7 protein-coding genes are annotated in these 11,472 nt (G+C 59.9%); 5 read left to right on the plus strand and 2 right to left on the minus strand.

Annotated features, from left to right (window positions below; translation table 11 throughout):
- The first annotated feature begins 259 nt into the window (after nt 1-259).
- The 3 genes from gltB (at nt 260) to hemE (ending at nt 7,570) form a co-directional block, all read left to right on the plus strand.
- On the plus strand, nt 260-4,705 hold the full coding sequence (gene gltB / locus FHL16_RS05135; protein WP_077747616.1) for a glutamate synthase large subunit: 4,446 nt from the start codon (nt 260-262) through the stop codon (nt 4,703-4,705).
- A gap of 126 nt (nt 4,706-4,831) precedes the next feature.
- Entirely contained in the window at nt 4,832-6,250 is a 1,419-nt protein-coding gene (locus FHL16_RS05140) for an FAD-dependent oxidoreductase (RefSeq protein WP_010464413.1), read from the plus strand.
- A gap of 252 nt (nt 6,251-6,502) precedes the next feature.
- The gene (gene hemE / locus FHL16_RS05145) at nt 6,503-7,570 is read left to right on the plus strand and encodes a uroporphyrinogen decarboxylase (protein WP_077747617.1); all 1,068 of its coding nucleotides are present in this window, start codon (nt 6,503-6,505) and stop codon (nt 7,568-7,570) included.
- A gap of 86 nt (nt 7,571-7,656) precedes the next feature.
- Here hemE and FHL16_RS05150 read toward each other — a convergent pair whose 3' ends face one another.
- Nucleotides 7,657-8,883, minus strand: a complete 1,227-nt coding sequence (locus FHL16_RS05150) for an MFS transporter (protein ID WP_412034173.1) — start codon at nt 8,881-8,883, stop codon at nt 7,657-7,659.
- A 166-nt stretch (nt 8,884-9,049) separates the two neighbouring features.
- On the opposite strand from FHL16_RS05150, the gene FHL16_RS05155 reads away from it, so the two are divergent.
- Together FHL16_RS05155 and FHL16_RS05160 are read left to right on the plus strand one after the other, a co-directional pair.
- Nucleotides 9,050-9,946, plus strand: a complete 897-nt coding sequence (locus FHL16_RS05155; RefSeq protein WP_077747618.1) for a LysR family transcriptional regulator — start codon at nt 9,050-9,052, stop codon at nt 9,944-9,946.
- An 86-nt stretch (nt 9,947-10,032) separates the two neighbouring features.
- Nucleotides 10,033-10,416 (plus strand): type II toxin-antitoxin system PemK/MazF family toxin, encoded by a 384-nt coding sequence (locus FHL16_RS05160; RefSeq protein WP_010464404.1) that lies wholly within the window; start codon nt 10,033-10,035, stop codon nt 10,414-10,416.
- A gap of 216 nt (nt 10,417-10,632) precedes the next feature.
- On the opposite strand, the gene FHL16_RS05165 is transcribed toward FHL16_RS05160, so the two are convergent.
- Nucleotides 10,633-11,454 carry a hypothetical protein gene (locus tag FHL16_RS05165; RefSeq protein WP_077747619.1) on the minus strand — a complete coding sequence of 274 codons (822 nt, stop codon included), beginning with the start codon at nt 11,452-11,454 and terminating at the stop codon, nt 10,633-10,635.
- Between the last annotated feature and the right edge of the window lie 18 nt (nt 11,455-11,472).

Consider the following 11,472-nt stretch of genomic DNA (forward strand, 5'->3'; position numbering starts at 1 on the left):
CTGCGTCACAGTAGTCTTTGAGTCGTTGCGGTCAAAATTAAAAAAGTTTTGACTAGCACAGCAGATCGCTTTAAACCTTTCACAAATGCGACATAGATTTGCGACAGTTCGTCGTCAAATTTGTGAGCCTCTGTGTCGCTGTGTACAATGACCACCCTTTTGCCCCCGCTAAAGCCGGCGAACGTTCGGCGCGGAACGCAAGTGGTTGAATTGAAAAGAAATTTGCCTCGAAAAGAGGCAGCCTGGTGAGAAAGTGTCTATGAAAGCAGGTCTGTACCAACCAGATGAATTCAAGGATAACTGCGGTTTCGGCCTGATAGCCCATATGCAGGGCGAGCCCAGTCATACCCTTTTGCAAACGGCCATCGAGGCCCTGACCTGCATGACCCACCGCGGTGGGATCAACGCCGACGGCAAGACCGGTGACGGTTGCGGTCTGCTGATTCAAAAGCCGGACGTGTTCCTGCGAGCCATCGCCCAGGAAACCTTCGGCGTCGAACTGCCCAAGCAATATGCCGTGGGCATGGTCTTCTTCAACCAGGACCCGGTCAAAGCCGAAGCCGCTCGCGAGAACATGAACCGCGAGATTCTGGCCGCTGGCCTGCAGCTTATCGGCTGGCGCAAAGTGCCGATCGATACCAGCGTCCTCGGCCGTCTGGCCCTGGAGCGCCTGCCGCAGATCGAACAGGTGTACATCGGCGGTGAAGGCCTGAGCGACCAGGACATGGCGATCAAGCTGTTCACCTCCCGTCGTCGCTCGTCCGTGGCCAACGCTGCCGATGCCGATCACTACATCTGCAGCTTTTCGCACAAGACCATCATTTATAAAGGCCTGATGATGCCGGCGGATTTGACCGCCTTCTATCCAGACCTCAGCGATCAGCGCCTGCAAACCTCGATTTGCGTGTTCCACCAGCGCTTCTCGACCAACACCCTGCCGAAATGGCCGTTGGCGCAGCCGTTCCGCTTCCTCGCCCACAACGGCGAGATCAACACCATCACCGGCAACCGTAACTGGGCCGTGGCCCGTCGCACCAAGTTCACCAACGATCTGATGGACCTGGAAGAGCTCGGCCCGCTGGTCAACCGTGTCGGTTCCGACTCCTCCAGCATGGACAACATGCTCGAGCTGATGGTCACTGGTGGCATCGACCTGTTCCGTGGCGTGCGGATGATCATTCCGCCTGCGTGGCAGAACGTCGAAACCATGGACCCGGATCTGCGGGCGTTCTACGAATACAACTCGATGCACATGGAACCTTGGGACGGCCCGGCCGGCGTGGTAATGACCGATGGTCGTTACGCGGTGTGCCTGCTCGACCGTAACGGTCTGCGTCCGGCGCGTTGGGTCACCACCAAGAACGGTTTCATCACCCTGGCCTCGGAAATCGGCGTCTGGAACTACCAGCCTGAAGACGTGATCGCCAAGGGACGTGTGGGCCCGGGCCAGATCTTCGCCGTGGACACCGAAACCGGTCAGATCCTCGACACCGATGCCATCGACAACCGCTTGAAGTCCCGTCATCCGTACAAGCAATGGCTGCGCAAGAATGCCCTGCGCATCCAGGCGACCATGGAAGACAACGACCACGGTTCGGCTTTCTACGATGTCGACCAGCTCAAGCAATACATGAAGATGTACCAGGTCACGTTCGAAGAGCGCGACCAGGTATTGCGTCCGCTCGGCGAGCAGGGCTACGAAGCTGTCGGCTCGATGGGCGACGATACGCCAATGGCCGTGCTGTCCCAGCGCGTGCGCACGCCGTACGACTATTTCCGCCAGCAGTTCGCGCAGGTCACCAACCCGCCGATCGACCCGTTGCGTGAAGCCATCGTCATGTCGCTGGAGATCTGCCTCGGTGCCGAGCGCAACATCTTCCAGGAGTCGCCGGAACACGCCTCGCGCGTGATCCTAAGCTCGCCGGTCATTTCGCCGGCCAAGTGGCGTTCGCTGATGAACCTGGATCGTCCGGGCTTCGAGCGCGCGATTATCGACCTCAACTACGACGAAAGCGTCGGCCTCGAAGCGGCCATCCGCAACGTCGCCGATCAGGCTGAAGAAGCCGTGCGCTCCGGCCGCACCCAGGTCGTGCTGAGTGACCGCCACATTGCCCCGGGCAAGTTGCCGATCCACGCTTCGCTCGCCACCGGCGCGGTGCACCACCGCCTGACCGAGAAAGGCCTGCGTTGCGACTCCAACATCCTCGTGGAAACCGCCACCGCTCGTGACCCGCATCACTTTGCGGTGTTGATCGGTTTCGGCGCCTCGGCGGTCTATCCGTTCCTGGCCTACGAAGTGCTGGGCGACCTGATCCGTACCGGTGAAGTGCTGGGCGACCTCTATGAGGTGTTCAAGAACTACCGCAAAGGCATCACCAAAGGTCTGTTGAAGATCCTGTCGAAGATGGGTATCTCGACCATTACGTCGTACCGCGGTGCGCAGTTGTTCGAAGCCATCGGCCTGTCTGAAGAAGTCTGTGAGCTGAGCTTCCGTGGCGTACCGAGCCGCATCAAGGGTGCGCGTTTCGTCGACATCGAAGCCGAGCAGAAAGCCCTGGCGGCCGAAGCCTGGAGCCCGCGCAAGCCGATCCAGCAGGGCGGTCTGCTGAAGTTCGTCCACGGTGGCGAATATCACGCGTACAACCCGGACGTGGTCAATACTCTGCAAGCCGCTGTGCAGCAGGGCGACTACAGCAAGTTCAAGGAATACACGGCGCTGGTGGATAACCGTCCGGTGTCGATGATCCGCGATCTGTTCAAGGTGAAGACCCTGGACACGCCGCTGGACATCAGCGAGATCGAACCGCTGGAATCGGTGCTCAAGCGCTTCGACTCTGCGGGCATCTCGTTGGGCGCATTGTCGCCAGAAGCCCACGAAGCCCTGGCCGAAGCCATGAACCGCCTCGGTGCGCGTTCCAACTCCGGCGAAGGCGGCGAAGACCCGGCGCGTTACGGCACCATCAAAAGCTCGAAAATCAAGCAAGTCGCGACTGGCCGTTTTGGTGTAACCCCGGAATACCTGGTCAACGCTGAAGTGCTGCAGATCAAAGTCGCTCAGGGCGCCAAGCCCGGTGAAGGGGGTCAGCTGCCAGGCGGCAAGGTCAACGGTCTGATCGCCAAGCTGCGTTACGCGGTGCCGGGCGTGACCCTGATTTCGCCGCCGCCGCACCACGACATCTATTCGATCGAAGACTTGTCGCAGTTGATTTTCGACCTGAAACAAGTCAACCCGAAGGCCCTGGTCTCGGTGAAGCTCGTTGCAGAAGCGGGCGTCGGCACCATCGCCGCCGGTGTGGCCAAGGCCTACGCGGACTTGATCACCATCTCCGGCTACGACGGCGGCACCGGTGCATCGCCGCTGACGTCGATCAAATACGCCGGTGCTCCGTGGGAGCTCGGCCTGGCCGAAACCCACCAGACCCTGCGTGGCAACGACCTGCGCGGCAAAGTCCGGGTGCAGACCGACGGCGGCCTGAAAACCGGCCTCGACGTGATCAAGGCCGCGATCCTCGGCGCTGAAAGCTTCGGCTTCGGCACCGCGCCAATGATCGCGTTGGGCTGCAAATACCTGCGCATCTGCCACCTGAACAACTGCGCCACCGGCGTCGCCACTCAGAACGAGAAGCTGCGCAAGGATCACTACATCGGGACCGTCGACATGGTGGTGAATTTCTTCACCTACGTCGCCGAAGAAACCCGCGAGTGGCTGGCCAAGCTGGGCGTGCGCTCCCTCGAAGAGCTGATCGGTCGTACCGATCTGCTGGATATCCTCGAAGGCCAGACCGCCAAGCAGCAACACCTGGACCTGACCCCGTTGCTCGGCAGCGATCACATCCCGGCAGACAAGCCCCAATTCTGCCAGGTCGACCGCAACCCGCCGTTCGACAAGGGCCTGCTGGCCGAGAAAATGGTCGACATGGCCACCTCGGCCATCAACGACATGAGCGGCGCTGATTTCGCCCTGGATATCTGCAACTGCGACCGTTCGATCGGCGCGCGGATCTCCGGTGAAATCGCCCGCAAACACGGCAACCAAGGCATGGCGAACGCGCCGATCACCTTCCGCTTCAAAGGGACGGCCGGTCAGAGCTTCGGCGTGTGGAACGCCGGCGGCCTGAACATGTACCTGGAAGGCGATGCCAACGACTACGTCGGCAAAGGCATGACTGGCGGCAAGCTGGTTATCGTTCCGCCGAAGGGCAGCGTCTACAAGACTCAGGACAGTGCCATCATCGGCAACACCTGCCTGTACGGCGCCACGGGCGGCAAGTTGTTTGCCGCCGGCACCGCGGGTGAGCGGTTTGCCGTGCGTAACTCCGGTGCTCACACCGTGGTTGAAGGCACGGGCGATCACTGCTGCGAGTACATGACCGGTGGTTTCGTCTGCGTCCTGGGCAAGACCGGCTACAACTTCGGCTCAGGCATGACCGGTGGTTTCGCCTACGTGCTCGACCAGGACAACAGCTTCGTTGACCGGGTCAACCACGAACTGGTGGAAATCCAGCGGATCAGCGGTGAGGCGATGGAAGCCTATCGCAGCCACCTGCAACGCGTGCTGAACGAATACGTCGAGGAAACCGACAGCGAGTGGGGTCGTAACCTCGCTGAAAACCTCGATGACTATTTGCGTCGTTTCTGGCTCGTCAAACCTAAGGCGGCGAGTCTGAAATCTCTGCTCTCAAGTACTCGTGCGAGTCCGCAATAAACGACGCAGCGGCAAGTCGCAAGCTTCAAGCGCCAAGCTTGAAGCTTGCGCGGTGTGGCGGATTAATTTGATTTTCTTGCAGCTTGAAGCTTGTAGCTTGAAGCTGTCGTGTACGAGGTTTTGAAGATGGCCGAACGTCTCAGCAACGACTTCCAATTCATCGATGTCGGGCGCAAAGATCCGAAGAAGAAACTGTTGCGTCAACGCAAGAAAGAGTTCGTGGAAATCTACGAACCCTTCAAACCCCAGCATTCGGCCGATCAGGCCCACCGCTGCCTGGGTTGCGGTAACCCGTATTGCGAATGGAAGTGCCCGGTGCACAACTTCATTCCGAACTGGCTGAAACTGGTGGCCGAGGGCAACATCCTCCAGGCCGCCGAGCTGTCGCACCAGACCAACACCCTGCCGGAAGTCTGCGGTCGGGTGTGCCCGCAGGATCGTCTGTGTGAGGGTGCCTGCACCCTCAACGACGGCTTCGGCGCGGTGACCATCGGTTCGGTCGAGAAGTACATCACCGATACCGCGTTCGCCATGGGCTGGCGCCCGGACATGTCCAAGGTTATACCGACCGGCAAGCGTGTTGCGGTGATCGGTGCAGGCCCGGCAGGTTTGGGTTGTGCCGACGTGCTGGTACGTGGCGGTGTGACCCCGGTGGTGTTCGACAAGAACCCGGAAATCGGCGGTCTGCTGACCTTCGGTATCCCCGAGTTCAAGCTGGAAAAGACCGTGCTGAGCAATCGTCGCGAAGTCTTCACCGGCATGGGCATCGAGTTTCGCCTGAACACCGAAGTGGGCAAGGACGTGACGATCGAGCAACTGCTCGAAGAATACGATGCCGTGTTCATGGGCATGGGCACCTACACCTACATGAAGGGCGGCTTTGCCGGTGAGGATCTGCCGGGCGTGCATGACGCGCTCGACTTCCTGATCGCCAACGTCAACCGCAACCTGGGCTTTGAAAAGTCGCCGGAAGATTTCGTCGACATGAAAGGCAAGAAGGTTGTGGTGCTGGGCGGCGGCGACACGGCGATGGACTGCAACCGCACCTCGATTCGCCAGGGTGCCAAGTCGGTGACCTGCGCTTATCGTCGTGACGAAGCGAACATGCCGGGCTCGCGCAAAGAGGTGAAGAACGCTAAGGAAGAAGGGGTGAAATTCCTCTACAACCGCCAGCCGATCGCCATCGTCGGTGAAGACCGCGTCGAAGGCGTGAAGGTGGTCGAGACCCGTCTCGGCGAACCGGACGCCCGTGGCCGTCGCAGCCCCGAGCCGATCCCGGGCTCCGAAGAGATCATCCCGGCCGACGCCGTGGTCATCGCATTTGGTTTCCGTCCGAGCCCGGCGTCGTGGTTCGAGCAGTTCAGCATCCAGACTGACAGCCAGGGCCGCGTGGTGGCCCCGGAACAAGGTCAGTACAAGCACCAGACCAGCAACCCGAAAATCTTCGCCGGTGGCGATATGGTTCGCGGATCTGACCTGGTGGTAACGGCGATCTTCGAAGGCCGCAATGCGGCCGAAGGGATCCTGGATTACTTGGGCGTCTGATCACTTTCCAGAACTGGAATGCGATCAATTGTGGGAGCGAGCCTGCTCGCGAAAGCGGTGGATCAGTCAACAGAGATGTTGAATGTGAAGCCCTCTTCGCGAGCAGGCTCGCTCCCACATTGGTTTCAGCGTGTTGCTAAATAGCGTATTTCCCCGCGACATATTGACCCGATAGACAAAAGGCTGACCTGCAACCGTGCCTTTTGCGTCGAGCTCTGAGAAAATGCCCGCACTTTTTTTCCGGATGCCGACATGACTGCCCTGAAGAACGACCGTTTCCTTCGCGCCCTGCTCAAGCAACCCGTAGACGTCACGCCGGTATGGATGATGCGTCAGGCCGGTCGCTACCTGCCGGAATACCGCGCCAGCCGTGCCAAGGCCGGTGACTTCATGAGCCTGTGCATGAACCCGGAGTTCGCTTGCGAAGTCACGATGCAGCCACTCGACCGCTATCCGCAACTGGACGCGGCGATCCTGTTCTCCGACATCCTCACCATCCCGGACGCCATGGGCCAAGGCCTGTACTTCGAAACCGGCGAAGGTCCACGCTTCAAGAAAGTCGTCAGCACGATAGCCGATATCGAAGCCCTGCCGATTCCTGATCCGCACAAAGACCTTGGCTACGTCATGGACGCGGTCAGCACCATCCGACGCGAACTCAACGGCCGCGTGCCGCTGATCGGCTTCTCCGGCAGCCCGTGGACCCTGGCCACTTACATGGTCGAAGGCGGTTCGTCGAAAGACTTCCGCAAGACCAAGGCCATGCTCTACGACAACCCGCAAGCCATGCACCTGCTGCTGGACAAGCTCGCGCAGTCGGTCACCAGCTACCTCAATGGCCAGATCATGGCCGGCGCGCAAGCGGTGCAGATTTTCGACACCTGGGGCGGTAACCTCTCGGCGGCGGCGTACCAGGAGTTTTCCCTGGCCTACATGCGCAAAATCGTCAGCGGCCTGATCCGCGAACACGAAGGCCGCAAAGTGCCGGTCATCCTGTTCACCAAGAACGGCGGCCTGTGGCTGGAAAGCATCGCCGACGCTGGCGCTGATGCGTTGGGCCTGGACTGGACCTGCGACATTGGCGAAGCCCGCCGACGCGTCGGCAACAAAGTCGCCCTGCAAGGCAACATGGACCCGACTGTGCTGTACGCCAAGCCAGAAGCCATCCGCACCGAAGTCGGTCGGATTCTCGCCAGCTACGGCAAAGGCAGTGGTCATGTGTTCAACCTCGGCCATGGCATTACCCCGGAAGTGGATCCTGAACACGCGGGTGCGTTCATGCGCGCAGTGCATGAACTGTCGGCGCAGTATCACGAGTGATCGTCGTCCAATAAAAAACGCCCGGCTTATGCCGGGCGTTTTTGTATAGAGATCTCAGGTCACACTCGGCCCCTGTGGGAGCGGTGTCAGGCTTTGACTCCGCCCAACGGCGGTAACTTCGCCAGCTTCAACGCCACCAGCAGCGCAATCACCAGCAACGCACCAATGAACAACCCGATCCCGTTCCACCCGCCCAAGTGCCAGAACACCCCGCCCGCTGTCCCTGCAATACTCGACCCGGCGTAATAGCTGAACAGGTACAGCGACGAAGCCTGCCCCTTGGCTTTCACCGCTCGCCGTCCTATCCAACTGCTGGCCACGGAATGCGCGCCAAAGAAGCCGAAGGTGAAGATCAACATGCCGATAATCACCAACGGCAGCGGCGTGAACATGGTCAGCGCAAGGCCTGCGAGCATCAGCACAATCGTCGCCCACAGCACTTTGCGCCGGCCCAGTTGGTCGGCCAAGGAGCCGATTTTCGCCGAGCTGTAGATGCCCGACAGGTACACCACTGACAGCAGACCGACGAAGACCTGGTCCATGTGGTACGGCTCGGCCAGCAAGCGATAGCCGATGTAGTTGAATAGGGTGACAAACGCACCCATCAGCACGAAGGCTTCAAGGAACAGCAGCGGCAGGCCAGCGTCGCGAAAGTGCATGGTGAAGCCATCGAGCAGACTGCGCGGGTGCAGCGAGCGGGGGCGGAAGTTGCGTGATTCGGGGAGAATTTTCCAGAACACCGTCGCCGCGATCAGCGCCAGCCCGCCAATCACCAGCATTGCCGTGTGCCAGCTGACGAAGTCGATCAACACGCCGGTGATCAAGCGGCCGCTCATCCCGCCAATCGCATTGCCGGCGATGTACAAACCCATCGCCAGCCCGATGTGCTGCGGGTGGATCTCTTCGCTCAGATACGTCATGGCGACCGCCGCCAGGCCGCTCAACGACAAGCCGATCAACGCACGCATCACCAGCACGCCTTGCCAGCTCGGCATCATCGCGCTGGCCATGGTGCACAGTGCGGCGGCGAACAAGGCCGCGACCATCACCGGTTTGCGTCCGACACGGTCGGAGATCGGGCCGGTGATCAACAAGCCAATGGCGAGCATGCCGGTGGCCACCGAGAGGATCAGGCTGCTCTGCGCCGCATTGATCGAATACTCGTGGGACAGCAGCGGCATCATCGGCTGTACGCAGTAGAGCAGGGCGAAGGTCGCAAAGCCGCCGGAGAACAGCGCCAGTACCGTGCGCATGAACATCGGCGTGCCTTTCTCGATGTAGATCTCTTTCAATTCGGCGACAACATCGTCCACCGAGGTGGGCGGAACTTCGTGGGCAAGGGGGGCGACAGCAGTTTTCACTTCGGACCTCGGAGGGCGCAGCCGGTCAGGCAATGAAAAAAGCATATAGCTGCCTAATGATTCAATCCAATATATTGTTCGACCTGTTTGATAGGTTTAACGACCTAATGGAGTTTTCATGGAATTGCGTCACCTGCGCTACTTCATCGCCGTCGCCGAAGAATTGCACTTCGGCCGCGCCGCTCAGGTGCTGGGCATCTCGCAACCGCCCCTGAGCCAGCAGATTCAGGCGCTGGAACAGGAAGTCGGAGCACGGCTGTTCGAGAGAACCAATCGTCGGGTCGAACTCAGCGAGGCCGGTCGGCTGTTTCTGGAAGAAGCGCGACTGGTGCTGGCGCAGGTCGACAAAGCGGCCGACGTGGCACGGCGTGCGCAGTTGGGTGAGTTGGGCGAACTGAAAATTGGTTTCACTTCGTCGGCGCCGTTCAACTCGACCATTCCCCAGGCGATTTTCTCGTTCCGCCAGCGTTTCCCGGCGGTGCATTTGAATCTGCGGGAGATGAGCAGCACCCAAGTGGCCGAAGCGCTGGTCGATGAGTCGATCGAAGTCGGCATCATGCGACCGCTTGGGCTGCCGGATTCCCTCAGCGTCGTGGAGTTGATGCGTGAGCCGCTGGTCGCGGTGCTCAGCTCCAAACATCCGCTAGTGAACGACAGCGAAGAGGGTTTGTTCCTCTCGGCATTGGCCCTCGAACCGTTCGTTTTCTTCCCACGCAGCTATGGCAGCGGCCTGTATGCACAGTTGCTCAGCCTGGCCCGCGATGCCGGTTTCAGCCCGCACTTCGCGCAAGAGGCAGGCGAGGCAATGACGATTATCGGGTTGGTGGCGGCGGGGCTGGGCGTGTCGGTGCTGCCGGCGTCTTATCAGCGGATGCGCATTGACGGCGTGGTGTACCGGCCGTTGCTTGATCCGGAAGCGGTGTCGGCTGTGTGGCTGGTGCAGCGCAAGGACCAGAAGTCGCCGATGGCCAAGGCGTTTGTGGATTTGTTGACGAGGAAGGTTGAGGGGGCTTGAGCGCAGGGACACTTAAAGTAACGGATCCTGTTTAGTGATTTGCGCGATTGTTGAGCAAAATCGATTTCTTTCGATGAGTGCCATGGATGCCACTTCTATATCAACCGAAGGAAGGCAGTGTGCTGATTTGTGATTTCAGGGGGTATGAAGTCCCCGAAATGATCAAAGTCAGACCTGTTGTCGTGATACGAAAACACAAAACCAACAGCTTACTGGTGACAGTTGTGCCGCTCAGTACTACCGCTCCGGATCGCATACTTGATCACCACCTGGAACTTCAAAGTCATCTACAGGGTGCCAGTCCTGTTTGCTGGGCGAAATGCGATATGGTTGCGACAGTAAGCCTCTCCAGGCTGGACCGGATCAAAAGTCGAGACCGACATGGAAAGCGTGTTTATGTTATTTCACACCTTGAAACAGATGAGTTTTACGCAATCAAAGTCGCGGTACGTAGTGCGCTTGGCCTGTGATGGCATCGGAAGTGGCGCAGTCAGGCGAATGGCCAGTCGTTGCCCTTGATCCTGTTTCGGGCAATACTCCCCCCGTTCCCGTAAGGGGCTTGTGAGACTCTGAGGATCCTGGGCAACCAGCCATCGCAGAGCCAGACAGGTACAGGGCGATGACAAGCCGACCTGTTTGTGAAGGGGCGCCGAAAGGCGCCCTTTGTCGTTCTCGAGGTGCTCGCCTCAGTCAACCCGCACCAGATCCCCGCGCAACGCCACCCCGGACACCACGGCCTTGAGCGCTTCCAGCCCAGGTATTTCCTCGTCGTCACTGCACTGGTATTTCCCGGTGTCCTGGCTCAGGTCGCGCTTGTTGATGCCGGCGATGTTGATCACGGCGTTAGCACCAGCCTTCTTGGCCTTGCTTTGCAACGTCGCCAAGGTCGATTGCAACGCCCAGTAGCAGGCGTCTTCAGCGGAGTTGTCTTCGTTGTCGTCGGCTCTTCGGCTGCTGCTCACCGCCTTCAGCTTGTGCACTTGAGTCGGCAGTGCTTCTCCTGCCAGGTAGAACTTGACGCTGCCGTCCAGCAGACCGACTTCGGTGGCGCGTTTCACGCCTTCCTGAAAGTCCTGGTAGGTGGGTTCATAGGCGCCTTGCGAGGCGAAGACTTGATCAGCGTCCGGGTCGGTGGCCAGTTGCTTGACCACGTCGTCGCGCAGGTAATTGATCCAGCGGTTGTAGGTGCCGTGGATCCTGCCGTCCTTGTAGTCCAGGCCGCGGCTGTCGCGGTAGTCCATTTCGAACGAGGTGGAGGTATAGGGAATGTCGATTTCGGCGTGGTGCCGGTCGCGCACGGTGATTGCCGCTTTGATCATGCCGGGGCGCGCCGACTGCACGATCCATTGGCGCTCGATCAGTGCGGTGACGATGGCGCGGCTCATCCTGTCGTCGCTCAGGCCCTTGTCGCCGGGAAAGTGTTCCTTGGCGGTGTACACCGGGCTGGTGCAGCCGCTCAGCGCAACGGCCAGGGTGAATACTGCGCCGATGCGCTGAAACAGAGTCATTCCCTTCACTCCAGACGT

It is taken from the genome of Pseudomonas sp. FSL W5-0299, assembly GCF_005930655.1.
GTDB classification, from domain to species: domain Bacteria; phylum Pseudomonadota; class Gammaproteobacteria; order Pseudomonadales; family Pseudomonadaceae; genus Aquipseudomonas; species Aquipseudomonas mandelii.

Coding starts and splice junctions, on each gene's coding strand:
- gltB (WP_077747616.1), top strand. CDS start 260: ATGAAAGCAGGTCTGTACCAACCAGATGAATTCAAGGATAACTGCGGT.
- FHL16_RS05140 (WP_010464413.1), top strand. CDS start 4,832: ATGGCCGAACGTCTCAGCAACGACTTCCAATTCATCGATGTCGGGCGC.
- hemE (WP_077747617.1), top strand. CDS start 6,503: ATGACTGCCCTGAAGAACGACCGTTTCCTTCGCGCCCTGCTCAAGCAA.
- FHL16_RS05155 (WP_077747618.1), top strand. CDS start 9,050: ATGGAATTGCGTCACCTGCGCTACTTCATCGCCGTCGCCGAAGAATTG.
- FHL16_RS05160 (WP_010464404.1), top strand. CDS start 10,033: ATGCCACTTCTATATCAACCGAAGGAAGGCAGTGTGCTGATTTGTGAT.
- FHL16_RS05165 (WP_077747619.1), bottom strand. CDS start 11,454: ATGACTCTGTTTCAGCGCATCGGCGCAGTATTCACCCTGGCCGTTGCG.